General features: G+C 71.9%; 27 protein-coding genes, 1 tRNA gene and 1 pseudogene. 13 read left to right on the forward strand and 16 right to left on the reverse strand.

All coding sequences use genetic code 11. The features are described from left to right. Positions 1–55: 55 nt before the first annotated feature. Together rfaE2 and ABZV78_RS08305 are read left to right on the forward strand one after the other, a co-directional pair. On the forward strand, positions 56–1,903 hold the full coding sequence (rfaE2, locus tag ABZV78_RS08300; protein ID WP_355636545.1) for a D-glycero-beta-D-manno-heptose 1-phosphate adenylyltransferase: 1,848 nt from the start codon (positions 56–58) through the stop codon (positions 1,901–1,903). Then, positions 1,900–2,778, forward strand: a complete 879-nt coding sequence (locus ABZV78_RS08305) for a glycosyltransferase family A protein (RefSeq protein WP_355636547.1) — start codon at positions 1,900–1,902, stop codon at positions 2,776–2,778. Before rfaE2 ends, ABZV78_RS08305 begins: the two co-directional genes overlap by 4 nt. Positions 2,779–2,781: 3 nt before the next feature. On the opposite strand, the gene ABZV78_RS08310 is transcribed toward ABZV78_RS08305, so the two are convergent. The 3 genes from ABZV78_RS08310 to ABZV78_RS08320 form a co-directional block, all read right to left on the reverse strand. Then, the gene (locus ABZV78_RS08310; RefSeq protein ID WP_355636642.1) at positions 2,782–3,888 is read right to left on the reverse strand and encodes a glycosyltransferase family 9 protein; all 1,107 of its coding nucleotides are present in this window, start codon (positions 3,886–3,888) and stop codon (positions 2,782–2,784) included. A 115-nt stretch (positions 3,889–4,003) separates the two neighbouring features. Then, positions 4,004–4,540, reverse strand: coding sequence for an Hsp20/alpha crystallin family protein (locus tag ABZV78_RS08315; RefSeq protein ID WP_355636549.1), 537 nt, complete (start codon positions 4,538–4,540; stop codon positions 4,004–4,006). Continuing rightward, a complete protein-coding gene (locus ABZV78_RS08320) occupies positions 4,537–5,043 on the reverse strand; it encodes a DUF2231 domain-containing protein (protein WP_355636550.1) in 507 nt (168 codons plus the stop codon). The genes ABZV78_RS08315 and ABZV78_RS08320 overlap by 4 nt, the downstream gene beginning before the upstream one ends. A gap of 166 nt (positions 5,044–5,209) precedes the next feature. Here ABZV78_RS08320 and ABZV78_RS08325 point away from each other — a divergent pair, with 166 nt between their 5' ends. The 6 genes and pseudogenes from ABZV78_RS08325 (at position 5,210) to ABZV78_RS08350 (ending at position 9,327) form a co-directional block, all read left to right on the forward strand. Beyond that, positions 5,210–5,830 (forward strand): pyridoxamine 5'-phosphate oxidase family protein, encoded by a 621-nt coding sequence (locus ABZV78_RS08325; RefSeq protein ID WP_355636551.1) that lies wholly within the window; start codon positions 5,210–5,212, stop codon positions 5,828–5,830. A 131-nt stretch (positions 5,831–5,961) separates the two neighbouring features. After that, positions 5,962–6,597, forward strand: a complete 636-nt coding sequence (locus tag ABZV78_RS08330) for an SAP domain-containing protein (protein ID WP_355636552.1) — start codon at positions 5,962–5,964, stop codon at positions 6,595–6,597. A gap of 144 nt (positions 6,598–6,741) precedes the next feature. Further along, complete coding sequence (locus tag ABZV78_RS08335) at positions 6,742–7,020, forward strand: DUF4190 domain-containing protein (RefSeq protein ID WP_355636554.1); 279 nt, start codon at positions 6,742–6,744, stop codon at positions 7,018–7,020. 178 nt (positions 7,021–7,198) lie between these two features. After that, a pseudogene (locus ABZV78_RS08340) lies at positions 7,199–7,648 on the forward strand (SRPBCC family protein); the annotation flags it as partial. 394 nt (positions 7,649–8,042) lie between these two features. After that, the gene (locus tag ABZV78_RS08345) at positions 8,043–8,615 is read left to right on the forward strand and encodes an N-acetyltransferase (RefSeq protein ID WP_355636556.1); all 573 of its coding nucleotides are present in this window, start codon (positions 8,043–8,045) and stop codon (positions 8,613–8,615) included. A 16-nt stretch (positions 8,616–8,631) separates the two neighbouring features. Next, the gene (locus ABZV78_RS08350) at positions 8,632–9,327 is read left to right on the forward strand and encodes a hypothetical protein (RefSeq protein WP_355636558.1); all 696 of its coding nucleotides are present in this window, start codon (positions 8,632–8,634) and stop codon (positions 9,325–9,327) included. Positions 9,328–9,358: 31 nt separating this feature from the next. Here the strand turns inward: ABZV78_RS08350 and ABZV78_RS08355 are convergent, their stop codons facing one another. Beyond that, entirely contained in the window at positions 9,359–9,913 is a 555-nt protein-coding gene (locus tag ABZV78_RS08355; protein WP_355636560.1) for a GrpB family protein, read from the reverse strand. Between the two features lie 36 nt (positions 9,914–9,949). After that, positions 9,950–10,891 (reverse strand): inositol-3-phosphate synthase, encoded by a 942-nt coding sequence (locus tag ABZV78_RS08360; RefSeq protein ID WP_355636562.1) that lies wholly within the window; start codon positions 10,889–10,891, stop codon positions 9,950–9,952. Between the two features lie 121 nt (positions 10,892–11,012). On the opposite strand from ABZV78_RS08360, the gene ABZV78_RS08365 reads away from it, so the two are divergent. Continuing rightward, positions 11,013–11,492: a hypothetical protein gene (locus ABZV78_RS08365; protein ID WP_355636564.1), complete on the forward strand. Its 480-nt coding sequence runs from the start codon at positions 11,013–11,015 to the stop codon at positions 11,490–11,492. Between the two features lie 25 nt (positions 11,493–11,517). Here ABZV78_RS08365 and ABZV78_RS08370 read toward each other — a convergent pair whose 3' ends face one another. Then, positions 11,518–12,450: an NADP-dependent oxidoreductase gene (locus tag ABZV78_RS08370; protein ID WP_355636566.1), complete on the reverse strand. Its 933-nt coding sequence runs from the start codon at positions 12,448–12,450 to the stop codon at positions 11,518–11,520. Between the two features lie 620 nt (positions 12,451–13,070). Here ABZV78_RS08370 and ABZV78_RS08375 point away from each other — a divergent pair. Next, positions 13,071–13,802 (forward strand): LPXTG cell wall anchor domain-containing protein, encoded by a 732-nt coding sequence (locus ABZV78_RS08375; RefSeq protein ID WP_355636568.1) that lies wholly within the window; start codon positions 13,071–13,073, stop codon positions 13,800–13,802. Here the strand turns inward: ABZV78_RS08375 and ABZV78_RS08380 are convergent. Then, the gene (locus ABZV78_RS08380; RefSeq protein ID WP_355636570.1) at positions 13,760–14,035 is read right to left on the reverse strand and encodes a hypothetical protein; all 276 of its coding nucleotides are present in this window, start codon (positions 14,033–14,035) and stop codon (positions 13,760–13,762) included. The two genes, ABZV78_RS08375 and ABZV78_RS08380, sit on opposite strands and share 43 nt — an antisense overlap. Before the next feature lie 251 nt (positions 14,036–14,286). On the opposite strand from ABZV78_RS08380, the gene ABZV78_RS08385 reads away from it, so the two are divergent. After that, positions 14,287–14,922, forward strand: coding sequence for a hypothetical protein (locus tag ABZV78_RS08385; protein ID WP_355636572.1), 636 nt, complete (start codon positions 14,287–14,289; stop codon positions 14,920–14,922). A 9-nt stretch (positions 14,923–14,931) separates the two neighbouring features. Then, positions 14,932–15,399: a barstar family protein gene (locus ABZV78_RS08390; protein ID WP_355636574.1), complete on the forward strand. Its 468-nt coding sequence runs from the start codon at positions 14,932–14,934 to the stop codon at positions 15,397–15,399. 38 nt (positions 15,400–15,437) lie between these two features. On the opposite strand, the gene ABZV78_RS08395 is transcribed toward ABZV78_RS08390, so the two are convergent. The 3 genes from ABZV78_RS08395 to ABZV78_RS08405 all read right to left on the reverse strand — a co-directional run bounded on the left by ABZV78_RS08395 (position 15,438) and on the right by ABZV78_RS08405 (position 17,410). Beyond that, positions 15,438–15,992, reverse strand: coding sequence for a DUF3592 domain-containing protein (locus ABZV78_RS08395; protein ID WP_355636576.1), 555 nt, complete (start codon positions 15,990–15,992; stop codon positions 15,438–15,440). A gap of 575 nt (positions 15,993–16,567) precedes the next feature. Further along, positions 16,568–16,918 carry a hypothetical protein gene (locus ABZV78_RS08400; protein WP_355636578.1) on the reverse strand — a complete coding sequence of 117 codons (351 nt, stop codon included), beginning with the start codon at positions 16,916–16,918 and terminating at the stop codon, positions 16,568–16,570. A 418-nt stretch (positions 16,919–17,336) separates the two neighbouring features. Beyond that, positions 17,337–17,410, reverse strand: a tRNA-Thr gene (locus ABZV78_RS08405). Positions 17,411–17,576: 166 nt separating this feature from the next. Here ABZV78_RS08405 and ABZV78_RS08410 point away from each other — a divergent pair. Beyond that, complete coding sequence (locus ABZV78_RS08410) at positions 17,577–19,280, forward strand: metallophosphoesterase (protein WP_355636644.1); 1,704 nt, start codon at positions 17,577–17,579, stop codon at positions 19,278–19,280. A 122-nt stretch (positions 19,281–19,402) separates the two neighbouring features. Here the strand turns inward: ABZV78_RS08410 and ricT are convergent, their stop codons facing one another. The 6 genes from ricT to tmk all read right to left on the reverse strand — a co-directional run bounded on the left by ricT (position 19,403) and on the right by tmk (position 25,366). Further along, the gene (gene ricT / locus ABZV78_RS08415; protein ID WP_355636580.1) at positions 19,403–20,239 is read right to left on the reverse strand and encodes a regulatory iron-sulfur-containing complex subunit RicT; all 837 of its coding nucleotides are present in this window, start codon (positions 20,237–20,239) and stop codon (positions 19,403–19,405) included. 289 nt (positions 20,240–20,528) lie between these two features. Continuing rightward, positions 20,529–21,197, reverse strand: a complete 669-nt coding sequence (locus ABZV78_RS08420; protein ID WP_355636582.1) for a hypothetical protein — start codon at positions 21,195–21,197, stop codon at positions 20,529–20,531. Then, positions 21,197–21,502, reverse strand: a complete 306-nt coding sequence (locus tag ABZV78_RS08425) for a hypothetical protein (protein ID WP_355636584.1) — start codon at positions 21,500–21,502, stop codon at positions 21,197–21,199. Before ABZV78_RS08425 ends, ABZV78_RS08420 begins: the two co-directional genes overlap by 1 nt. 1 nt (position 21,503) lies before the next feature. Beyond that, positions 21,504–21,833, reverse strand: a complete 330-nt coding sequence (locus ABZV78_RS08430; protein ID WP_355636586.1) for a YbaB/EbfC family nucleoid-associated protein — start codon at positions 21,831–21,833, stop codon at positions 21,504–21,506. A 126-nt stretch (positions 21,834–21,959) separates the two neighbouring features. Beyond that, entirely contained in the window at positions 21,960–23,267 is a 1,308-nt protein-coding gene (locus tag ABZV78_RS08435; RefSeq protein WP_355636588.1) for a DNA polymerase III subunit delta', read from the reverse strand. Next, positions 23,264–25,366, reverse strand: a complete 2,103-nt coding sequence (gene tmk, locus ABZV78_RS08440; protein ID WP_355636646.1) for a dTMP kinase — start codon at positions 25,364–25,366, stop codon at positions 23,264–23,266. Before tmk ends, ABZV78_RS08435 begins: the two co-directional genes overlap by 4 nt. Between the last annotated feature and the right edge of the window lie 225 nt (positions 25,367–25,591).

Raw genomic sequence — 25,591 nt, forward strand, 5'->3', positions numbered from 1 at the left:
CCGGGTGGCCCGCGCCGCAGGTTTGGCCGGTCCCGCTCGGGGGACCCGAAGGGGCATGGCAGGAGCAGCAGCGGAAGAGCGCCGGCTCGCCACCGTCGTGGCCGGCTGGCAGGGGCGTCCCGTGCTGGTCGTCGGCGACGCCATGCTGGACGAGTGGCGGTTCGCCGAGTCGGAGCGGCTCTGCCGGGAGGCGCCCGCGCCGGTCCTCACGCTGCGCCGGCGGATCTCCGCGGCCGGCGGGGCCGCGAACACCGCCGTCAACGTGGCCGCGCTCGGCGGCCGGGCCGTCCTGGTCGCCCCGGTCGGCGCCGACGTGGCCGGTGACGAACTGCACGACTGCCTGGACCGGGCGGGCGTCTGGGACCGCACGGTCAACCAGCCCGGCCGCCCCACGCCGGTGAAGCGGCGGATGCTCGCCGGCAACCAGATCCTGCTCCGCGAGGACTCCGGCGAGCCGGAGGACGCGCTCGACGACGACGGGATCGCCCGTCTGCTGACCGCGCTGCACTGCGCCACCGAGGAACTGCGCGCGGCGGCCGCCGGGCAGCCGCTCACCCTGGTCGTCTGCGACTACGGCCTGGGCGCGCTTCCCGCGGCGGTGCGCGCCTGGCTGGTCGCCAACCGGGACCGGTACGCCACCGTGGCGCTCGACGCACACGACCTGGCCGACTGGCGCGGCCTCAACCCGACCGTGGTGACCCCGAGCTTCGCCGAGGCGACCCGGCTGCTGGCCCGGGCGGCCGCCGGCTTCGGTGGCGGGCACCGCGGCGGGGCGCGCGGCGCGACCGCCGGCGACCTGCACCTGGACCACCTGGCCGACCCGGCCGACGGCCCCTCCGAGCTGGTCGTAGGCGCGGCGCCGGGCGGGGCCGGTGAACGGGAGCCCGGCAGCCCGCACCCGACCTCCGGGGCGCCCGCGGCCGAGCACGGCGGCGGGGTCGCCGGCCCGACCGGCGAGCCGACGCCCGGCGAGGAGCGGGTCGCGCTGACCGGGGACGGGCTCAGCGTCACCGGCACCGGCGTGACCGTCAACGCGGCGGCCGGCGCGGGCGTGGACCGGGCGGTGCTGGCCGAAGCCCGCCTGCACGAGCTGCGCGAGCACACCGGCGCGGACGTGGTGGCGGTGACCCTGGACACCGAGGGCGCGGTGGTCGGCGGGGCCGACGGCGAGCCCCGGCGCAGCCACAGCACTCCGGTCCCGGCCAGCCACGCCGTGGGGGCGGGGGACGCGTACCTGGCGGCCATGACCCTGGCTCTGGCGGCGGAGGCGAGCCTGCCGACCGCCGCACAGCTCGCCCAGCTCGCCGCGACTATCACCGTCTCCGACACCGGCACCTGCGTGTGCCGGCGGGAGGACCTGCTCGACGCGTTGGACAGCGGGCCGGAGGAGGCCGGGCGGCCGACCCAGGTGGACGCCGAGGAACTTGCCGCGATCGTCGCGGAGCACCGCCGGGCCGGCCGGTCGATCATCTTCACCAACGGCTGCTTCGACGTGCTGCACCCCGGGCACGTCCGCTACCTGACCCAGGCCCGCGCGCTCGGCGACCTGCTGGTCGTGGCGGTCAACTCGGACGGCAGCGTACGCCGGCTCAAGGGCCCGGACCGGCCGGTCAACCCGGTCGAGGACCGCGCCGCCCTGCTCGCCGCGCTGGAGTGCGTCGACCACGTGGTGGTCTTCGAGGAGGACTCCCCGGCGAAGCTGATCGAGGCGGTCCGCCCGGACGTCTACGTCAAGGGCGGCGACTACCCGCCCGAGATGGTCCCGGAGGCCCCGCTGGTCCGCCGGCTGGGCGGCCAGGTGCGCACCCTCGGTTACGTGCCCGACCGCTCCACCTCGGCGATCATCGACCGGATCCGGGCCCACCCGGTCGTGCCGCCGGTGGGCGAGGGCAGGCCGGCGTGAACCGACCGCTCGACCTCGGCGCACCCGATAGGTTCCGCCACCCCCGGCAGCTCGACGTGCTGATCCCCACCCGCAACCGCCCCGCCGAACTGGCCGTCACCCTCTCCGGGCTGGCCGCGCAGGAGGGCGTACCGGACTTCGGGGTGGTGGTGAGCGACCAGTCCGACGGCGAGCCGGCGTACGCGCACCCGGCGGCGGCCACCATGGTCCGGGCGCTGCGCCACCGGGGCCACCCGGTGCTGCTGACCCGGCGGCTGCCCCGGCGCGGGCTGGCCGAGCACCGGGCCTACCTGCTGGACCGCTCGGCGGCCCGGTACGTGCTCTGCCTCGACGACGACGTCTGGCTGGAGCCCGGCACGATCTCCCGGCTGGTCACCGCGATCCGGGAGCTGGGCTGCGGGTTCGTCGGCAACGCCGTGCACGGCCTCTCCTACGCCGACGACGTGCGCCCGGAGACGCACGCGCACTACGAGGAGTGGCCGGGGCCGCCGGTGCCCGAGCGGATCCGCCCCGGCACCCCGGAATGGCAGCGCGCGTCCATCCACCCGGCGGCGAACCTGCTGCACGTCACCGAGAAGCTGCGGCTGCCGGCCGGGGCGTGGCGGGCGTACAAGGTCTCCTGGATCGGCGGGTGCGTGCTCTACGACCGGGCCAAGCTGCTCGACTCCGGCGGCTTCGAGTTCTGGCGCCGGCTGCACGACCGGCACCAGGGCGAGGACGTCGCCGCGCAGCTCGCGGTGCTGGAGCGGCACGGCGGCGCCGGCGTGCTGCCCAGCGGGGCCTACCACCTGGAGTCGCCGACCACGGTCACCGAGCGGGACGTGGAGGCGTGGGAGGTCGTGGTCGCCGAGCCGGACACCCCGCAGCCGGCCTGAGGCTCACCCCGGCAACAGCTCGCGGGCGGCCTCGACCACCTCGGCCGCCGGGACGTCGGCCACGAACGAGTCGCGGTGCGGGCACTTCCCGTCGCCGGGGCGGTGCGGATAGATGTCCCGCGTGCAGTCGACGCCGCAGACCGGGCAGTGGGTGGTCCACGAGGCGATCGGGCGGTGCCGGGCGCGCAGCGGCGTGGCCCCGTTGATCAGGTTGCCGATCCAGTAGACGCCGACCGTCGCGGCGCCCACCGCGCCGGCCAGGTGCAGCGGCCCGGTGTCGTTGGAGACCACCAGCGCGCAGCCCTCGTACGCGGCGGCCAGCCCACCCAGGCTGAGCGTGCCGACCTGCGGCCGGACCGGCACGCCGGCCGCGGCGACCACCTCGTCCACTGTCTCCCGCTCGGCGGGGGTGCCGGTGACCAGCACCTCGTACCCGTCACCGGCCAGCGCCCGGGCCACCTCGCCGAAGCGCTCCGGCGGCCAGCGCCGCCGGGTGTCGGTGGCTCCCGGGTGCAGCGCCACCCGGGGCCGGGCCGGCTCACCGAGCACCGCGTGGGCCTCGGCCCGGTCGGCGTCGGTCACCGCCAACGCCGGGGTGATCGTCACCGCCTCCGCCCCGACCAGGGCCACCGCCTCCAGGTAGCGGATCACCTCGTGCTGGTAGTAGACGTAGGGGATCCAGCGGTCCAGCGGCGGGGCGTCCTCGGCCCGCAGGCCGGCGGTGACCCGGGCACCCAGCCCGGCGATGAGCGGGTTGGAGTTGGCGCCCCCGCCGTGCAGTTGCAGGGCCAGGTCGAACTGCTCCTTGCGGGCCGCCGCCAGGAAGTCCGCCAGCTCGGACGGTTGCTCGTCCGGACCGGGTTCGCGGATGCCGGGCGCCGGCGGCACCACCAGCACCCGGTCCACCGGGCCGGGGCGGTCGCGCCAGAGCGTCGCGTGCCACGGCGCGCCGAGCAGCACGATCTCCGCCGACGGGTACGCGGCCCGCAGCGCCTCCAGCGCCGGGAGCACGAAGATGAAGTCGCCGAGCGCGTTCGCCCGCAGCACGGCGATCCGCTCGACGGCGGGGACGCGCTCGCCGAGCGGGCCGAGCACCGACGACGGCTCCAGGTCGCGGCGCGGCGACAGACGCGCCGAGCTGGAGTTGTCGGACGACGGCTCCAGGTCGCGGCGCGGCGACAGACGCGCCGAGCTGGAGTTGTCGGACGGGGTGGCCACGCGACCCCTACGGCCGGTCGATCTCGTCGGCCGTGGTGTCCGGGTGGTGCAGCTCCCGATCGGCGGCCGGGTCGGCCATGGTCCGCGTACCCCGGGAGGTGGCGTGCGGGCCGGTGCGGCCGACGGTGATGGTGCGCGGTGCGGGCCGGGCCGCCCGGGGCAGCCGCACCCGGAGCAGGCCGTGGTCCATCACGGCGTCGATCCGGTCCGGGTCCACCCGGGACGGCAGGTCCACCCGGTATTCGAAGCCCCGGGTGGTGAACCCGCCCGGGATGCCCTGGTCGGCGTTGACCTCGGCCTCCGACCGGGCCCGGACGCACAGCTCCCGGTCGTCCAGCTCGACGGCCACCTCCTCGGGGGCCACGCCGGGCAGCCGGACGACCACCTCCCAGCCGTCGGCGATCTCGGTCAGCTCCACGTCCTGGCTGCCGCCGCGGCCGCCGACCAGGCGGCTCAGCTCGGCGCGCAGCGACTGCAGCTCGCCCATCGGGTCCCAGCCCTGCTGGCGACCCCGCCAGCCCCGACCGCCGCTCTGTTCCGTCATCGCACGTCTCCGATCCGCTGGGTCGCCGTAGGGGGTCGCAGCGAGCTCGGGGCGTTCAGGTCGTGCTCCGGGTCGACGCCCACGCCCAGCCGGTCCACCAGCTCGCCGCCGAGCCAGGCGCTCACGCCGAGGATGGCCACGGCGACCACCTCGATTGCGATCAGGGCGCCCCCGGCGGCCCGGGAGTCGGCGTTGAGCCGCACCACCCAGACCGCGGCGAAGAGCAGGATCACCGCGACGTTGGCGGCGGCGTGGGTGAGCCCGACCCGCTTGGCCCGGGTGCCGGTGGGCAGGGCGAGCAGGTCGAAGGCGCCGGCCGCCGCGGCCAGCAGGCCGCCGATCAGGCCGACCGTGATGTTCCAGTAGGCGACCTCGCCGAGGAGGTCCGGCCCGCCCACGGTGTCGATCACGTCGAAGATCACCGCGGTCACGAACAGGGCCACCGGGAACATCACCAGCATGGGATGCACGGGATGGCCGAGCACCTTCAGTCGGCTCTCCATCTCCGCCTCCGTCGATCGCGTCCGGGCGCGCTGCGGCTCAGTCCCTACCCGCCGGTACCGGGGGCAAACCTCGCCTTCGACGCGCTCTTCTAGGCTGACCATGGCGGAAACCGGCCGTCCGTGGGCCGGAATCGCCGTCAAGGTCAACGAAACGGGGGAGGCGGACGTGACGACACAGGAGATCACGAGCCCGGAGGAACTGGCCGAGCTGCTGGGCGCGCCGACGCAGCGGGCGCGGGACAAGGAGCGCACCGTGCTGCACCAGCGGGACCGGGAGTGGCTGGCCGCTTCGCCGTTCTGCCTGGTCGCCACGGCCGGCGCGGACGGCAGCTGCGACGTCTCCCCGAAGGGGGACCCGGCCGGCTTCACCCTGGTGCTGGACGAGACCACCATCGCCATCCCCGAGCGGCCCGGCAACCGGCGGGCCGACGGCTACCGCAACATCCTGGCCAACCCCCACGTCGGACTGATCTTCCTGATCCCCGGCCGCACCGACACGCTGCGGATCAACGGCCGGGCCCGGCTGGTGCGCGACGCGCCGTACTTCGCCGACATGGAGGTCAAGGGGCACCGGCCGGTGCTCGCCGTCGAGGTGACCATCGAGCAGATCTTCTACCACTGCGCGAAGGCGTTCCTCCGCTCGGAGCTGTGGCGGCCGGAGACCTGGCGGCCCGACGCGCTGCCGACCCGCGCCCGCCTGGTCAAGGAGGTGGAGGCCCCGACGGAGAACCTCGCCGACCTGGAACGCCACTACGGGCCGGACTACGTCAGCCGCCTCTACGTCTGATCGTCCGCACTCGACCCCCGCCCGCCCGGACGTTTGGGCGGGCGGCTGGGGGTACTGATTCAGGGACGGCCCACCGCGATCACGCGACGCTGGGCACCCCCTGGAACCGGGTCGAGGAAGGATGACGTGCGATGCCCACGAAGAACGGCTCCGGGCGCGGCAGCGGCTCGACCGCGACCACGAACCCGCCGGGCAACCAGACCCCGAACACCCCCGACATCAACGAGAGCGAGATCGCCCGGCTCAAGGTCGACCAGCTGCGCAGCCGGCTGCGTGCCCGGGGCGTCACCGGCACCGCCGACATGCAGAAGGCCGACCTGGTCAACGCCCTGGTGAAGAGCCTGCGCGACGACTCCGACGGCCGGACCCGCTCCTCCTCTTCCTCCGGGGGCGGCGGTGTCCGCAAGGGACCGCACAACTCAAAGTCGATCAAGTACGCCCAGGAGGTCACCTCGGTCGACGACGAGCCCGAGCGGCCCGGTCGCAGCCTGGTCACCTCCGACCATGAGGTGATCCGGCGCTGGGCGGAGGCCCGCAAGGGCGTGCCGAGCACGGTGGACGGCACCGAGCACGACGGGCACGCCGGGGTGCTGCGCTTCGACTTCCCCAGCAACGGGCGCGAGCAGCGGCTGCGCGAGATCAGCTGGGAGGAGTGGTTCCGCGCCTTCGACGAGCGGCGGCTCAACTTCATCTACCAGGAGGAACGCTCCGACGGGAAGCAGAGCAACTTCTTCCGGCTGGAGAGCCCGGACCGCGAGGACGGCTGAGCCCCACGGAACTCCGGAGGCCCGGGTCGGCGCGTCGACCCGGGCCTCCGGCACGCCACCCGACGGTGACCAGTCATGGGACGTTTCGGCTGGTGAGACATCGGTTATCAGCGAACTCCCAGCAACTTCACTGTGGAGGTTCCGATGAGCCAACCGTCGTACGCGGACCACCCGGGCGCGACACCCGCGGTCCGCGGCACCAACGTCATGGCGATCCTGTCCCTGGTCTTCGCCTTCGTCTTCTCCCCGCTCGGGATCGTGTTCGGCCACATCGCCAAGAAGCAGATCCGCCAGCGCGGTGAGCAGGGCGACGGCCTCGCCACCGCCGGCCTCGTGCTGAGCTACGTCTTCACGATTCTCGGCATCCTCTGGATCGTGTTCGTCTTCGTCGCGGCCGCCAACTCCGGCACCACCGCCTCCTGATCCACCGGCGGCTAGGCACGGAGCTGGCGGGGGAGGCACCGGGCAAGGATCAGATTGTCGCGGGTCCGCGACCGGGGAGCGCCCGGTCGCGGACCCGTCCGTTTCGCAGTGACCTGGTTCAGGCCGATTTCCCGGGGTACGGATTCAGATACCGACGACTGAACGACAAGGAGTGCTCATGACCACGAAGGTCGAGAAGTCCATCGAAGTCGACGTACCGGTCAGCACCGCGTACAACCAGTGGACGCAGTTCGAGGAGTTTCCCCGGTTCATGGGCGGCGTGCAGGAGGTGCGCCAGCTCGACGACCGGCGGATGCACTGGGTCGCCGAGATCGCGGGCGTGAAGCGCGAGTGGGACGCCAAGGTCCTGGAGCAGGTGCCGGACCGCAAGGTCGCGTGGGCCGCCACCAGCGGCGCCACCAACGCCGGTGCCGTCTACTTCCAGCCGATCGGCACCGACCGCACCCAGGTCCGGCTCGCCCTGGAGTACGAGCCGGAGGGGCTGGTCGAGAAGGCCGGCGACAAGCTGCACATCGTGGAGAAGCGGGCCGAGGCCGACCTGGAGAAGTTCAAGTCGTACATCGAGGGCCGGGGCGCCGAGACGGGCGCCTGGCGCGGCACCATCGACGAGGGCCGTACCCTCGGCACGCCCGGCGTGGAGCATGCCGCGTCCTCGCGCGGCGACGACGGCAAGGCCGGTGTTTCCGGCAAGGCGGTCGCGGCCGGCGCGGTCGCCGCGGGCGCGGCAGTAGCCGGGGCCGCCGCGGCGGCCAAGCACCGCACGGAGACCGACGAGGAACCCACGCCGGCGCCCGAGACGGAGTACGTGGTGACCGACGTCCCTGCGCAGCGGCCCGGCGTGTTCCCGCCCGACCCCGCGGACCCGCGCCGCAACCTGTAGGCCTTTCACCTCCCTGCCGGAGTGAGCCCGGCGAGCCGGCCCCGCGCCGCGCCCGCCGGGCTCGCTTCGTTCCGGCCCGCACCTGCCACCCGCCGGCTCACGGCGCGCTACGGTGGCCGGCGTGACCGGGCCAGAGATCACCATCGCCACCCCGGCGGACCGCGGGCGGGTCGTCGACTCGCTGGTCGCCGCCTTCGCCGCCGATCCCGTCCTGACCCACCTCTTCCCCGACCCGGCCAGCTACCCCCGGTATGCCGCCGCCTTCTTCGGGCACCTCTTCGACAAGCGGGTCCACCGGGGCAGCATCTGGACGATCGACCGGGGCGCCTCGGTGGCGATCTGGGAGCCGCCCACCCCGTCGGAGTCGCAACCGGCCGACCCGCTCGCCGCCCACCTGCCCGCCAACGCGCTGGCCCGGGTGCGCGCCTACGAGGCGGCCGTGCACGCCGCGCTGCCGGCCGGGCCGTTCTGGTACCTCGGCGTGCTCGGCACCCACCCCGACAGCGCCGGGCGCCGCTGGGGTCACGCCGTCATGCGGGCCGGACTGGGCCGGGCGGCAGCGGACGGGCTGCCGGCGGTGCTGGAGACCAGCAACCCGGCCAACGTCGAGGTCTACCGCCGGGCCGGCTGGCAGGTGGTACGCCAGGTCGCCGAACCCCTGCCGACCTGGATCATGCAACAGCCGGCCCGTTGACAGGATCATCACTCCGATGAACCCCGCCCGGATCGTGCCGGAAGAGGATCTCGCCGGCTACACCGCCGGTCAGTTCCTGGAGGTGACGAAGGCCCTCACGATGATCCTGACCCTGCCGCAGTCAGCCGCCGACCACGTCGACGCGCTCGTCGTCGCCACCGGTCAGGGCGAAGAATGGCGCCTCACCCATGCGATCCGCACGTGGGAGGCGAACCCGAAGCTCCGCCACCTCCTGGTGGCGAACGGGAACCCGGCTGAAGAGACCTATGTCGGGATCACCCTCGACTACCTGCGGAGCCTGGGCCTTCGTCGCATCGAGGGGGTCCACGTCCAGGCCGAGGCGGCCCCCAACACCGGCCTGCAGGCCGCATGGATCGCCAACCGGGCCCAGGCCCTCGGCATCACAAGCCTCGCGCTCGCCGTCTCCCCCTACCACCTGGCCCGCGTCTACCTCACGGTCCTCAGAGCATTCAGTCGGCGTGGAATACGCCTGCCCGTCATCCCGCTTCCCGTGGCCGTCTCCCCGGAGACACCCGTACCGGAGACCGGAGCGACCGCCTACGACCTGGTGCCCGGGGAACTCAAACGGATCCTCGCCTACCAGGGCGAAGGCTGGGTCGCCACACCGGCGGAGCTACGGGAGTATCTACGGTGGCTGTGGAGTCAGCACGAGGCCCTCCTCGTCAGGCCGGGCCGCGCTCAGTGTCGTTGAGAGCGATGGCGACCTTGCCGGTCACCGCACCTCAGATCTCTGCCGACTGGCACCCGACTGAGCTGCGCCAGAGCCGGGCTTCGGCCATCAGTTGCCGCATCGTTTCCTCCTTTGCGGCGCCGTATCGCGCCCGGCTGTCGGGATGCCGTTCGGCCGCGCGCCTCTTCGCCGCCTCGTAGCGGCGGGCGGCATCGGCGTTGGCCGAGATGTAGGCGCGGAAGAGCCGGTTCTCCGCCGGCGCCGGCGACGTGACGCCGAAGACGTGCAGGTGCTCGGTCCGCTTCCCGGCGGTGTCCTTCACGAAGAACAAGTGCTCACTGTCGTCGGGGAAAACCAGCGGTCGATGGACGTACCCAAGCTGCTCAAGGGGCCGGAGGTCGGCGAGGACCGCGTCGACCTCAGGTACCACCGCCAGGATGTCGATGATCGGCTTGGCCGCCATCTCGGGAATGCTGGTGGACCCGATGTGCTCGACGCTCAACGCCGTGGGCAGCGCGTCCACCAGCAGCTGCTGCGCGGCCTCGAATCGCTTCGGCCAGGCCGGGTCGTAGGCCACCACCTCGACCACTCGCGCGTCGTCCTTCACGTCGCCAGCGTAACGGCGGCGCCGTTTCACGGATGATCAGATCGCCGTGCCAGGTGGAGACTTCAGGAACGATGCCGCCTCGGCGAGGTAGCCGCCGAGTCCCGACCGCAGAGCGGTGGCGGCCATGCGAATCAGGTCGATGTTGACGCCGGCTGCGCCGCTCGGGTCATGCACCTTCAGCCGCACATCCAGGCTCACCGCCGTCTCGCCCCAGCCCTGCGCCTCGATGTTGAGGTGAGCGATCTTCTGCGACTGCAGGTGCGGGAGGTACCCGAGGGGGGCCATCTGGACCTTGTCCGAGCCGACAGCGTTCAACTTGGACTGCTTCTTGGTGTTGGAGCTCTCGACCAGGTTGCGGAAGTCTTCCGTACCCCCCAGATTGACCTGGTAGGAACTGACCAGGGTGAGGCCACGCTCCTCGAGCAACCGCAGCAGTGCGTGATGCACCACGGAGGTGCCGAACTGGCTGGCCAGGTCGTCGCCGAGCAGCGGCAGGCCGGCATCCTCGAACCGCTTGAGCCACAACGGTTCCCGGGCAACCGCGTCCGACGTGGTGTTGACGAACGCCACCCCCGCCAGCAGAGCCGCCTCGGCGTAGGCCCGAGCCGTCTCCGGCCGGCCACTCGGCGCGGAATAGAGCAGGACCTCGGCGCCCTTGATCTCGTGCGCCACCCGCTCGATCTCCGTCGAGTCCACGAGACCACGCCGCACCGCGACGCCCGAAGGCGGCAGTTCCACGTCGAGACGGGGAAAGTTGTTGGGCGGCACGAAGATCGCCTCGTGCAGGTCCTTGCCCACCTTGGCGTCGGAGAGCGCGAAGGCCGCGACGAAGTCGATGTCGCCGACACCCAGCCCGGCCATCTCCGGCCGACGGATGCCCACCAGGCTGCCGGTCTTGCGACAGAGGGCAATTCCCTGCACCAGCGCCGAGGTGTTGTTGCCAACGCCGACGACTGCGACCTTCACGTTTTCGATCACGGCACGAGGCTACGCGCGTTCCGCTCGTCCTGATCTACGGCGGCGACGAACGCGGAGCCGTCCACGCCAACCGGCTGACCGCTCCTTGCACGCAGGACAGTGGTTCGCACATTATTTGAACGTGTTCAAGAATGAGTGGGCCGGCACCTGGCTCCTGGTCGGGCTGATCGGATCGGTACTGCTCCGTGGAACTCTGTGGCTCGTCACGATCTTGAACGTGGGGCCGCTCCTCGGGCCCGTCGACCTGCTGCTTCACTCGGCGATCGACCACACCGTCGGCACGGCGATCTGGCTCGGCGACATCGTCGCGTCGTTCCTGTTCGCCATCGCAACGGGCGTCGCCTGCCAGGGACTGCGTCGCGACCGCGCCTGGGCGTACCGACTGGGGCAGTGGCTGACAAGCATCTACGTCCCCTTGAACGCCGTGACCGCCACCGCCTGTGGCGTGCTGATGGTGGACTGGGGCCTGCAGGCCTGGAGCCTGCTGGCCTTCCCCCTCGTGTTGTACGTCGCCTCGATCGTCGTCGCGATCATGGCCGCTCGCGAACTGAAGGCGCATCGCGGGTCGGCGTTGGTCGACGATCGAATATTCCAGCGATAGGCGCCTCGACCAACCGGGTCAGTCGTCAAGCGTTCTCGTCGCCCGTGACACGGATGATGGTCTTCCCGGGCACTCGGGGGGCGTCGGGCCCGAATGCGGCCACCGCCTCCGACAGGGGTCGGATGGCTCCGACGTTCGGAGCGATTCGTCCGTCCCGCAGTCGCGTGGCCAGTTCAGTGAGTTGGGAGCGATCGGCTTCGACGACGAAGAAGATCGCGCGACCATCTTGCGGCTGGACCTCCGGCGGGCCGGCGACGGTGACGAGCGTGCCGCCGGGACGCACGAGTGCGGTGGAGCGGTCGCGGATGTCTCCGCCGATCACGTCCAAGACCACATCGACCTGTCCAACGCCCTCCAGACTCTCCTGCTGGAGATCTACGAACGCGTCGACGCCAAGCTTCAGCGCGGCGTCTCGGTCTCGTGCGCGGCCGGTGCCGATCACTCGTGCTCCCACCTCGCGGGCGAGCTGGACTGCGATCGAGCCGACACCGCCCGCGGCGCCGTGGATCAGGGCAGTCTGACCCGGTTCGAGGCGGGCGTGGACGAAGAGGGCCTGCCAGGCGGTGAGTCCGGAGACCACCGTGGCCGTGGCCACGGCATGGTCCACGTCCGCAGGCAGCGGGGCGAGGTTGCGGGCCTCGACGGCCACGTACTCGGCCAGCGAGCCGTTCCGCGTCCAGTCGGTCAAACCGAACACACGCTGCCCCACGCTCAGCCCCGTGGTGCCGTAGCCCAACTCGGTCACGACACCGGACACCTCGTGCCCCGGAACGGACGGGGTGCGGTCCCGCCCGGCACGGTCGGTCCAGGTCCCCGGCCAGGTCAACTCCCCGGGAGTGAACCCCGCCGCGTGTACGCGCACCATGACTTCGTTCTCCGCCAGGTGCGGGTACGGCACCTCGGTCAGGGTCAGCCCGGCCAATCCGGCCTCTTGGTCCCGCACCGTGATCGCTTGCACAACAGATCCTCTCCATGGCGAAGCTGAGGCGGCACGTTCATCACGATGGGCTCCGCTGCGTCCTCATCCTCTCCCGATGTCCGCGCCAGACGGGGCAGGACAGCCGATCTGTTCGGCCCTCTCAAGCTTTGGCGGAGACTTAGCGGGTTTGATGCGCAAGTTGCCAGGCCCCCCGGGCGCGGCCATCCGGGCTCCCCGCCCTCCGCGACAGCCGCACGTCTTGCGTGAGCGGAGCGCAGTGACAGCGGAGCGCAGGCCGCGTGCCCAGGGGGCGGCGCGTGCGGCCCGTCAAGGGTCGCCTTGAGCGGGCGCTGCGGTCGGATGAGTAGATCCGCTGCTCGCTCGGCTGCTCAGCCTCGAGATGGCAAGCAGAAGGCCCCGGCCATGATCGGCGATCAAGCCGGTGACCTCGGCCTCTCTACGGAGCCGCCTGACGGAATCGAACCGTCGACCTACGCATTACGAGATCACGTTGCCCGCTCCGACGACGTGGGCATGCGGACCGCTGCCCCCCCCTGATCCCAGGCCTCGGCGCGAGGCCGGTCACGGACGGGGCAACGACTTGGCGTGCGCGACGGTAATATCGCCACGTTTTGGCCTGCGCGGGGAGGAAAACCCACATGCGATGGAAGCTATCGGCTGGCGTCCTAATGGCGCTGGCCTTCCTGGTTCCGGCGGCGCCAGCGATGGCTCAAACCGAACCGCCCGTGCTGAACGAGGCCTGCCAAACGGTCGAGCGCAAGGTGTACAAGGATATCCGCGAGCTTGTCAACATCGACCTGGATACCGCCACCAATGTAGAGGTGCGCGTGTTGGCCAACCAGATCCTGGCCGCGGCGAACGCCGACTCGTTGCCCGTTCTGCCTGACGCCATTCAGGAGCGCCTGGACGGCACCGCGGATGATCTGCGCGCATTCCTCAAGGCGGACTTGCAGAACGCCTGGTCAACGGCCCTGCGGGTCACGGTGGTCCGGACATTGACCGGCGCTGGCACCAACGTGAAGGCGGCCGCCCAGAAAGCGCTCGACGACGGGACCGTCGACGCCTACCTGGCTTACCTGAACAACGGCCTGTACGCCGCACGTGCGCTCGACTGCGCGTCTCAGCCCGCGCCGACACCGACGTCCCAGCCCACAGCGACGCCGAGCGCCACGCCCAGCGCCACAACGACCATTGCACCGGCTCCTGCTTCCTCCGCCAGCCTGGGCGCCCCCGGCGGCGGCGAGGGCGGTGGGCTGCCCGTCACCGGTGACGACACCGCGACCGTGGCGGGCATCGGCGGTGCGCTTCTGCTCCTCGGCGGCGCTGGCTACGTGATCGGACGCCGACGCCGTTCCCGCTTCGTGGCATAGCCCTCTCGACGCGCCCGGGCGGTGCTGGAGGTCCAGGCTGGTTCGTTGGTGACCGCGGTCGCCTGGCGGTTCGGGCCTTCCCGCACTACCCGCCCGCCATGGGCCTCCACGGAAGCCGCCAGCGCGTCGAGCTTCGCGCCGAACTCTCTATCCTTCGCCGAGAACAGGCCGACGAGCGCCACGTCGGTGCCCGCCAGCATGGAGGCCGGCGGCCCGATCGGATATTGCCGCACGAGGCCATGGTGCCAGACGCCACACGGACATCCGCTCGTCGGCTATGAGCGGACGTGCCGCTCACCTCGGCAAATGGGTGCGCTGACGGTGAGATCAACAGGATCATGTCCAACATCAGGTGAGGCACGCCGGTTGGCTTCACCTGATGGGTGACACGACCGGACCTAGTCCTTCCGCGGGTGCAGGCACCGATTGGTGCGCCAAGAAGGGCTGTTCGGGTTCTGTGCGCGCGGCTGAGAGACTGCGATCCGTGGGGAACTCGGCCGTCTACCGGATACACACCAGTGATGACCTTGACGTCGCGTATGCGATGTCCCAGCGTCTGCTGGCCCGCAGGTCGATCGGCTGCCGCTGTCCCCAAGACGCCCTCGGGCGTGCAGAGACCAATACCCATGGGTTGGTCCGGTACCTGGGCATCGGACCCGCGTCCGTGTCCCTATCCATCCCGGCACGCTTGCTCAATCAGCTAAGAGACGTTCTGGAGCCACATCTACCGCCTGACGACCGGCCGAGTCGGCACCGTGACGGCAGCGGGTACCTGATCACGGACCTGACGACCGAGGTCGTGGCAGCGCTCCGTCAACTGCCACCGTTCGGCGCTTTGGTCTCCACGCCCGAGTACCCGCTGCCGAGCACCTCGGCCGACGCCGTCCTCGCAGCGGCTGGCACGGACCCCGCATGGATCTCGTGGCAGACGTGCTGGCCAAGCGAGCACAACCGCAGCGGGTTCGAACTCGCCATCAACGGCGCCGAACTCTGGCACGCTCCAGCACCGGCCGGCCACAGCGTCTACGTACACGTGCACCCCGCACAACCGAAGGTTGCGCACGACCTTGCCGCAGCCGTGGGAGGCCAGGTCATGGGCGAGCCGGCACTGGGCTGGTGATCACCAACCATGAGTGACTGGTGGAACGGCTCTGGCGATCCGCTGACGGTGTGCTCGCGTGGAACGGTTGTCCAGGTCGGGGCGATCGTGCCGGAAGCGGGAAAGCTGGTTGTCGCCCGGTTGGACGGGGCGAAGATGACGGATGCGGACCTTGTCTTCTACGAGTTCTCCGATGCGCTGCTCTTTCCCGGCCATTTCGGCTGGAATTGGGACGCGTTGTCCGACTGCCTCCGTGACCTGAGCTGGCTGCCCGCCGCGGCCTACCTCATCGTGGTGGAGCGTGCGCCACTGCTCGTGTCCAGCAGCCCTGACGAGCGGCAGACGCTGTTTAGGGTCCTGTCGCAGGCCGCTCGCACCTGGGCTAGCCCGCTCGGTCGACCGCACGGCAAGGGCGTCCCGTTCAAGGTGCTGCTGCTGTGCGACCGGGACGAGGAAGCGGTGAAAATGAATCGAGAGATCCTCAGCCTCAAGCTTTGAACGGTGCCTTTGCCAGGCTTTAGAACGTCGCAGACCTGCTAGCGGCGTCGACCGCCACGGCCACGGCGGTCCTGCCTGGGCTGGTTGGCTCTGGCCCTTTCACTCCACTTGGCATGAAGGACGAGGCCGAGGAGCGCACCGCCTACGGCCGCGAACACCCCGCCCATCGGAATGGTTGTCCAGGACATCAGGAAGGACAGCGAACCATCGCTGTGCCCGTTCTCGGCCACGAACCGCTCGGGCTCTGCCGGATCGACCCACACGGTCATTTCCGGTTTTGGGGTGCTGTGGCAGCCGGTCACCCCAGCGCAAGGGATCCACGTGTGATTCTGCGCCGGCCCGTACATGTAGTAGATCTCGATGCGATCGATGCCGCTGCCACGGCCGCCACCACCAGCTCGGTCGGTGACCGTGGCGGTGACGGGAACTCCCTCGCTCCGCAGCCGCTCCGCCCGCTCCGACAACTGCCACCGGTACGAGATGGAGCCAACCACCAGGGCCACACCGAGCAGGAGAAACACTGAGGCCGTCAGCCCCAATCTCCACCAACCGGTGTCAGCGGGAGCGGTGGCGCTGGCCTTCCGTTTCGCCACGGATCAACTCCCCTAGGCAGTCCTATCAGCGGTCGACGGTCAACGCCCGTCGACGGCCTACAGTAAGAGTGGCGATCAACGGGCCAGCAGCGGCAGAAGACCCCGACCCGGCCCGACCGCCGTCCTCGCTCCGAAGATGATCGTCTAGCCGAGCATGTCACCCAACATCTGACGTCGATCCGTCATGCATCTGTGAGGCCCGCCATCGCCGGCAGCCGGCTGTCCTGCGCCCGGTTGATGGTTGACACGGCGGTCTCGGACGAGGCCTTACATGACCGCGACTGTGGTCGGGTGAGTAGGTTGGCTGCTCGCTTGGCTGCTCGGCCTCGCGACGACAAGCAAAGGCCCAGGTCATGGTCGGCGATCAAGCCGGTGACCTGGGCCTCTCTATGGAGCCGCCTGACGGAATCGAACCGTCGACCTACGCATTACGAGATCAAAGTGGGCGATCCGACAGCCTGCGCCAATGGCGCTTCTAGCAGCGGAAAGGGCTCTCAACATCTCTCAGCATTCCCCTGCCATCCGTGGGCCTCTTGCGGACCAGATCCGGACCGTCCACCGGTCGGGCGGTGGCGTCAGCCGATGGGAGTGGCTCGGGGGGCCGGTGCCGACGACGGCGCGCCGTTCATGCATCTGTTCATGAACAACCCTTCGCCTTCTTCCAGCAAGGCGACTTTTTCGTCGTAGCTCCCGACGTCAGGCGCGTCGTTTCCGTGGCGTCCATTGTAGAGTCCGTAGATGCCTTCGCACTTATCCGGGTCGCCGGCGCCTCCCTGGCTCTTCAACACGGCATGCGCCTCGACCCCACGCTGAGCCATCTTGTCCAGGTACTTCATCTGCTCGTCATGCGATGCGCCGCTGGTGCAGGCGGTGAGAAGTGCCGCGAGGGACAGGGACAGGGTCGCTGCTGCGTAGCGCTTCTCCATGGGCGCGGAGTGTATCAACCACCCTTGATGTCCGAAGGAAAGCACCTGTGCCCGGCAGGAGCCGAAGCCGCGGCCTTGGGATTAGAAAAATATCGCGGGTGCCTGGTAAGGCAGTCGCACCTCTGGTCAGCCTGTCGGTGGTTGTCGGACGTCGGGGCGGAGCCCCGAGGCCTACGGAGTCCTGCGACTCCCAAGCCTGGCCGGCCGGCCCGGCCGATGCCGGCCGGAGCTCGTCAGCAGGGTGGGGCCGAGCCGGCGCGGCCCGCCTTGCGGGCCGCCTTGACGCGGTCGCAAACCGGCTGGACGAGGCGGTCGCGGCACGGGACGCGGACTATTTGCGGACTGGCACCACAAACGGCGGCGTGATCGACCTCGGAAAACGGCGAAGCCCAGGCCGATGACCTGGGCTTCTGCACCGAGCCGCCTGACGGAATCGAACCGTCGACCTACGCATTACGAGTGCGTCGCTCTAGCCGACTGAGCTAAGGCGGCAACGATCGTCAAGTGTACGGCACACCCGGCCGGACGCCGAACGGGATCCCCCTCCCCTCCGATCCGGACATCCGGGAGTTTCGGTACGTGCGCGGGAGAGACTTCGCGCTCGGTCAGGACTACCCTGCGGCGGGTGAGTGACGATCACGTACCGCCGCAGCAGCCGATCCCCGAGGCGCACCCCGGCGAGCGGGCCACCCGACGTCCGCGCAGCCTGGACCCCCTGGAGCTGGGCTTCACCCCGCGCAAGCCGGTCCCCTGGCTCGCGCCGCTGCTGTTGATCAGCACCGGCCTGCGGACCCTGCTGGCGATCCTGTTCGGGGCGTACCTGGACAAGCGCGAGCTGCAGAACGCGTTCGATGATGACACGTTCCGCCAGGTGGGGCCGGACGGCGGGCTGTGGCTGGACTACGTGGCCGACCTGGGCGACGGCTTCGACGCCACGTACTCGGTGGCGTACCTGCTGGCCCAGCCGGAGCTGGAGGTGGACGGGCACCGGCTGCCCCGGGCGCAGACCCTGGTGATGGGGGGCGACCAGGTCTACCCGTCGGCGGCCTACGAGGCGTACGAGGACCGGTGCAAGGGGCCGTACCAGGCGGCGCTGCCGATCGCGCCGCCGCAGCGGCCGACGCTCTTCGCGGTGCCCGGCAACCACGACTGGTACGACGGGCTGACCGCGTTCCTGCGGCTGTTCGTCCGGTCCCGGGACCGGCACTTCGCGGGCTGGGGCACCGGCCAGTCCCGCTCGTACTTCGCGGTGGAGTTGCCGGCGGGCTGGTGGCTGCTCGGCCTCGACGACCAGTCCGGGTCATACCTGGACGATCCGCAGCTCACCTACTTCGACGAGGTGGCCCGGAAGCTCACCCCGCAATCGAAGGTGATCCTGGCGGTGCCGGCCCCCACCTGGGTGAAGGCCCACGACCATCCCACCGCCTACGACTCGATCGACTACTTCATCCGTACGATCGTCGCGCCCACCGGCGCGCAGGTGCGGCTGCTGGTCTCCGGCGACCTGCACCACTACGCCCGCTACACCGGGCCGGAGCGGCAGCTGATCACCTCCGGGGGCGGCGGCGCCTACCTCTACCCGACGCACCAGCTGCCCGAGCGGCTGCAGGTGCCGCCGCGGGACACCCTGGCCCGCCGGTCCAGCCGCACCCGCGAGTACGAGCTGGCCGCCCGCTATCCGGACAAGGCCCGCTCCCGGCGGTACGGCTGGGGGATCTTCGCCCGGCTGCCGTTCCGCAATCCGGGTTTCACGACCCTGCTGGGCACCCTGCACACGCTGCTCATGCTGGCCATGGCCGGGGTGACGGCGAACCAGGTGGGCACCACCGAGCAGCGGCTGTTCAGCGTCCCGCTGGTGATCATGCTGGTGGTGACCCTGCTGAGCGCGGCGTTCTTCGCCAAGCCACCCAGCTCCGGCGGGAAGCGGCACGCCCGGCACTGGATCCTCGGCGTGACGCACGGGCTGGCGCACGTGGCGCTGGCCGCCGGCGGCACCTGGCTCTGGCTCCAGCTGCCGTTCTACGACTGGCCGTGGCCGCTGCCGGCGGCCGCCGCGGCCGTCCTGTACGGGCCGGTGAGCGGGCTGGTCGCCAGCCAGTTGGTGGCGCTCTACCTGCTGGTGGCGGGGTCGTTCGGAGTGAACGTCAACGAGCTCTTCGCCGGCCAGGGCATCGAGGACTCGAAGTCGTTCCTCCGGTTCCGCATCGACCCGGACGGCACCCTGACCATCTACCCGATCGCGGTGGACAAGGTCTCCCACGCCTGGGACCTCAACCCCGACCAGTCCCCCACGTCCAGCTGGATTCTCCCGAAGGCCCCCCTGACCCCCCGCCTGGCCGAGCCCCCCATCGTTCTCCGCTGACCCCGCCCATCCTCACCCACGGTTGATCATGAGGTTGGCGGCACGAAAAGAGATCAAACTCGCCGCTAACCTCATGATCAACGCAAGTGACCAGGCCCGACCGGAGGCAGGCGCGAAACCGGTCAGGAGTAGTGCTGGTCGTGCGCCTGGCGGGGGGCGCACACCGAGGCGCGGCTGCACGAGCAGCGGGAGCCGTCGGCGTCGAGGCGGACGGTGACCGAGTCGCGGGGGACGCTGTGGCCGACGACCTTGCCGTCGCCCTCGGGGGTGGAGACGCGGCTGCCGATCGCCGGCGCGGACTCCTGGAACCGCTGGTAGAGCGGGTGCTCGTACTTGAGGCAGCACATCAGCCGGCCGCACGCGCCCGAGATGCGCAGCGGGTTGAGCGGCAGGTCCTGGTCCTTGGCCATCCGGATGGTCACCGGCTCGAAGTCGGTGAGGAAGGTGGCGCAGCACAGGTCCCGCCCGCACGAGCCGATGCCACCCTGCACCCGCGCCGAGTCGCGGGCGGAGAGCTGGCGCAGCTCGACCCGGCAGTGCAGGGTCGCGCCCAGGTCGCGGACGAGGGAGCGGAAGTCCACCCGGTGCGGCGCGGTGAAGTAGACGGTCGTGCGGTCGCTGCCGGTCTCCGGGGTGGCGAACACGTGGTCGATCGCCACCACCTTCATGGGCAGGCCGTGCTCGCGGATCAGCCGCTTGGCGGCCACCTTGGCGTCGGCCTTGCGCCGGCGCAGCAACTCGTCACGGCGCAGGTCCTCGTCCCCGGCCAGGCCGGCGAGCCGGGGGAAGCCCTCGGTGTCCTCGCTGACCCACTGCGCGGCCCAGACGCACTCGGCCACCTCGGGTCCCTCGTCGGTGGGCACCAGCACCTTGTCGCCCACCTGCGGGCGCAGCTCACCCGGGTCGAGGTAGTAGAGGCGCCCGTACCGGTTGAAACTGACCGCGCAGAGCATGCCCATGCCCACCACCCTACGACCTCCGGACGGTTCCGGACCGGCCGGCCGTCGCCGTCCGGTCACCCGGCGCAGCGATCCATGATTGTCGACTCGACCGAACCGACTCCGACCCCTCGTGTGGTTGATCCTCGCCCGGACGGCTGAAACATGAGTCAGCTACGGGACAAACGGCTGTCGACCGCGTTGAGTGAAGCCATGCCTGCGGGGGGTGCAGGGGAAGGCCACGGCGTCGCCGCCGGAGCCCGGTCACGGCCGGTTCGGCGTGCGACGCCGTGGACCCGCAGGCCCCCGGTCAGTGCCCGATCCGGGTGGTGCCGCCGTAGTGGGGCGCGGTCGTGGCGCGATCCCGCCAGGTCGTCTCGGCCAGGCTCGGCGCCCACTGGCGCAGCAGCGTCTCCGCGCCGTCGTAGGCCACGCCGAGCACGCCGAGCACCCGGGTGGCGATCTCGGCGGCCGCGAGCGCCCCGGACCGGCCGACGTCGGCGCCCGGGCGGGTGGCGGCGTGCACGGTGACCGCCTCGGCCGAGCGCAGCGCCTCGGCCAGCGCCCGGGCCAGCGCGACCCGGCTTCCCTCCACCCAGTCGGCCAGCGCGTCGGCGTAGCCGGCGGTCGACTCCAGCCGCCCGACAAGGCTCTCGGCCCCCTCGTCGAGGTGCCGGAGCAGGGCGGTGCGGGCCTCGTCGTAGGCCGTGGCGGCCGGCCCGGACCAGGCGACCGGGTCGGCGAGCAGGGCGCAGGTGTCGTCGTATCCCCCGACGAGCCGGCGCACGGCGTGGCCGGCGCCGGCCAGCGGCGCGGGGTGCAGGTCGAGGAACTCGCGCACGGCCGCGCCGGGGAGCACCTGCATCCGGCGCAGCAGCGGCCAGAGCCGGTGGCCCTCGGGCGCGCCGGCGGCGAGCAGCGCGTCGACCCGGTCGAGCAGGTCGAGACCCGGCTCGGCGAGGCGGTCGAGGGCGTCCATCAGGCCTCCCGGGCCAGCCGCCGCCCGACGGAGTCGTCGGTCGCCGGGTAGCGGTCGGCGGCGCTGCGCAGGGCGGCCGCGGCGGCGGCCAGCCGGGTGGCGGCGGCCTGCGCCTCGCGCGCCCGGTCGCCGGTGGCGGCGGTCCACTGCCGGTGCAGGGCCCGGCCGACCTCGCCGGGCCGCCCGGCCGCCTGGGCGCCGAACGCGGGGTGGGGCGGATCGGTGGCGGTCACCGTGCGGGCCAGCGTGGCGAGGGTCGCGCCGGCCTCGTCGAGGCGGGCGGCCAGCGCGCGCAACGTGTCCATGTCAGGCTCCCGCCAGCGGCCGGTAGGCCGCGAAGGTCTCGTTGCGCAGCTTCTCCCGGGCCCACTGCGCCGCGTCGGCGGCCGCCGTGACCGCGGCCTGCACCGACCCGGCGACGTCCCGGGGGCTGCGCTGGTGCAGCGGGCCGAGGAAGCGCACGTCGGTGATCCGTCCGCCGGCGGTCACCACCACCTCGACGAGGCCGTCCGGCGAGCGGACGGTGACCTCGACCGTCGCCACCGCCCGGTCGAACTCGGCCTGGAGGGTCTCGATCCGGCGGTAGCGTCGCACCGCCTCCTCGATCCAGGCCTCGTCGATCTCCCCCCGTGGCATCGGCGGACTCCTCCCGACTGACCCCGTCACTGAGCGTGCCGCCACCGTCACCACGCGGCCACACCGGACCGTACCCCAGTCAACAAAGCCTGTCGATGCCCTGTGGAAAACCTCGATGGGCGGTGGTCAGCCCCGCCACAGGGCGAGCATCATCGCCTCCACCGCGATCCGCGGCTTGACGTTCGCCTCGATGGCCGCCCGGCACTCCAGCACGGCCTCCAGCCGGCGCAGCGCCCCCTCGGCGTCCCACTTCTGCGCGCCGGCCCCGGCCAGCGCCGCTGTGTCGGTGTGCACGGGGGCGACCGGCGCGCGCAGCGCCATGGTCAGCGCGTCCCGGTAGAAGCCGGCCAGGTCGACCAGCGCCCGGTCGAGCGCGTCGCGCTGGGCCCGGGTGGCCCGCGACTTCTGCCGCTTCTCCAGGTCCTTGAGCTGCCCGGCGGCGCCGCGCATGGCCCCGGCCGCGCCCCGGCCGGTGCCGCCCGCGCCGAGCGCGGTCTGGAGCGCGGCCTTCTCCGCCTCGTCGATCTCGGCGACCGCCGCGGCGGCCTCCGCCTCGGCCGCCTCGATCAGCGCGGAGGCGGCGTCGAACGCGGCCCCGACCCCGGTCAGCCGGCGGGGCACGGCGAGCACGGCGTCGCGGCGCTGCCGGGCCTCCGGGTCGCGGGCCAGCCGCCGGGCCCGACCCACGTGCCCCTGCGCCGCTGCGGCGGCCCACTCGGCCACGTCGGGAGCGATGCCGTCCCGACGTACGAGCACCTCGGCCACCGCGCCGGCCGGCGGCTGCCGCAGCGGCACGACCCGGCACCGCGACCGGATGGTCACCGAGATGTCGTCCGGGTGGGTCGAGGGGGCGCAGAGCAGGAAGACGGTACGCGGCGGCGGCTCCTCGATCGCCTTGAGCAGCGCGTTGCCGGCGGCCTCGGTGAGCCGGTCGGCGTCCTCGATGATGACGATCTGCCAGCGGCCGCCGGACGGGGTGCTGGCCGCCCGCAGCACCAGCGCCCGCATCTCGCTCACCCCGATGGAGAGTCCCTCCGGCACCACCAGCCGGACGTCGGCGTGGGTGCCGGCCAGCGTGGTGTGGCAGCCGGGGCAGCGGCCGCAGCCGGTGCCGTGCACGCACTGCAACGCGGCGGCGAAGGCGCGCGCGGCCACCGACCGGCCGGAGCCGGGCGGCCCGGTGAAGATCCAGGCGTGGGTCATCCCCGCGCCGGGACCGGCACCCTCCGGGCCGAGGCCCTGGCCGGTGGCGACGCCCGTCTCGTCGAACTCCTCGGCGAGCGCGTCGAGCGCGTCGTCGCCGCCGGTCGGGCCCGCTCCGCCGGCCGCCACCGGGGCGGCGGCGCGCAGCAGGGCGGCGGCCGAGGCGGCGGCCCGGCGCAAGGTGGCCACCGCCTCGTCCTGCCCGACCAGGTCGGCGAAGACGTCCGTCATCGTGGCGGGCGTTCCATCGTCACCAGCTCCGCGTCGGATAACTCGGGCTGGACCGTGGTGTCGGGGCCCTGGGCCGGGCGCGGGTGCACGATGCCGGCCGGGTCGACGAGGAACTCGTCCACCCGCCGGGCGACCGCCGCGGTGATCTCCTCGACCGGGCGGGAGGCGTCGAGCACCAGGTAGCGCTTGGGGTCGGCGGCGGCCAGGTCGAGGAAGGCGTATCGGACCCGCTCGTGGAACGCGAGCGACTCGGCCTCCAGCCGGTCGGCGCCCTGGTTGCGGGAGTCGACCCGGGACCGGCCGGTGTGCGGCTCGACGTCGAGGAGCACCACCAGGTCGGGCTTGAGCCCGCCGGTGGCCCACGAGGAGAGCCAGGAGACCTCCTGCACCGGCAGGGTCCGTCCGGCACCCTGGTAGGCCAGCGACGAGTCGACGTACCGGTCGCTGATCACCACGGCGCCGCGGATCAGGGCCGGCCGGACCACGGAGGCCACGTGGTGCGCCCGGTCGGCGGCGTAGAGCAGCGCCTCGGCGCGCGACGAGGGCGCCTCGTCGCCGGAGGTCTCCAGCACCAGCGAGCGGATCCGCTCGCCGATGCCGGTCGCGCCCGGCTCACGGGTGACCACGACGTCCCGGCCCTGCTCGCGCAGCCGGTCGGCGAGCGCGGCGAGCTGGGTGGACTTGCCGGCGCCCTCGCCACCCTCGAAGACCACGAAGAGGCCGTTGGAGACGAAGGGCTCCGACGGCATGAGCGGGCGGCCCCGGATCGAGCCCCAGAGGTCGGCCAGGACCGGCACGCCCTTCTTGTCGTCCATCTGGCCGAAGGCGCTGATCCCGGCGAAGATGCCGGCGGCGCCCGCGACGAGCAGCAGCAGGCGGGTCGACGAAACCGAGATGCCCAGGTCGGCGATGGTCAGCTGGCGCGAGCCGCCGACGCCGACCAGGAGGCTGCTCAGCGCGATGGCCAGGATCAGCACCAGCCGGGTGCCGATCTGCACCACGGCGAAGACCCGGCCGCGCACCTCGTCGGCGACCTCGCCGCCGAGCAGCGTGGTGCCGGCCAGGAAAGCCATGCCGGCGCCCGCGCCGACCAGGATCGCGCCGAGCATCGCCATGGACAGGTGGATGGCGAAGGCGAGCACCAGCACCGAGGCGCTGGCCAGCACGATGCTCATGCCGAACCAGCGGCGCCGGGACATCTCCCGGACGATCATCGGCCCGAGCCCGATGCCGAGCGCCAGGCCGACGAAGATCGCGCCGAAGAGCAGCGAGAAGGCGGCGTCACCGGCGCCGAGGGAGTTGGCGAAGAACTTGGCCGTGCCGACCACGATGCCGCCGCCCGCGAAGGCGCCGAAGATGCCCAGCACCAGGCCGCGTACCAGCGGGGTCTGGCCGATGTATTTCCAGCCGTCGGCGAACTGGCGGAACATGCTCTGCTCGACGCGCTCCGTCTCGCCGCGCTGGGCGTCGCTGATTTCCTTGATCCCGAAGGCCACCACCAGCGCGGTGGCCAGCCGGGAGAAGGCGTTGAACCAGAGAGCGAGCTGGGCCGGCTCGGCCCAGTCGGGCAGCTCGCCGCCGACCGCCCCGCGTACCCCGCGGTCGAGCACGGCCAGGGCGATGGCCGCGGCCACCGGGGTCAGGCCGTACGTGGTGATCAGCGTGAGCTGGTTGGCCGTCTCCAGCCGGGTGCGCGGGATCAGGTTGGGAACCGCGGCCTCCTTGGCCGGGATCCACAGCAGGGTGAGCGACTCGATCAGGAACGTGGCGATCAACGCCCAGCCGACCACCAGCCCGCCTGCGGCGCCGGTGAGCGCGTAGAGCGGGATGGAGGCGAAGAGCACGAAGCGCAGCAGGTCGCAGATGACCATCGTCCACCGCCGGTCGAACCGGTCGGCGAGGACGCCCGCCACCGGACCGAGCACCAGCGCCGGGAGCAGCCGGATCGCGGTCACGCCGCCGAAGGCGGCACCCTGGGCGGTGCTGCCGGAGACCTGAGAGGCGGCGAAGAGGGCGGTGGCGAGCAGGCCGAGCCAGTCGCCGAAGGAGGCGACGCCGAGCACGATCCAGAGCCGGCGGAACGGCCGGATGCGCAGCACCGACCGGATTGCGGCGGCGCCGGAGCGGTCGGCCTGGGCCGCAGGCGACGACACGCCGGGCGACTCGCCGTTGTTCTGGCTTTCGATGGCCGTACCTCCACGTGCCGGCCCAGAGTTGGGCCCTCCCGGTGGAACACTCTAGTCGCGGCGAGATGCGTCCCCCTCCGCGACATTCGCCTGCTCGCGAGCCTAGGCCGCCGGAACCACCGCCCGCAGCCCGGACAG

This window comes from Micromonospora sp. NPDC004540 (genome assembly GCF_040610095.1).
GTDB lineage: Bacteria > Actinomycetota > Actinomycetes > Mycobacteriales > Micromonosporaceae > Micromonospora.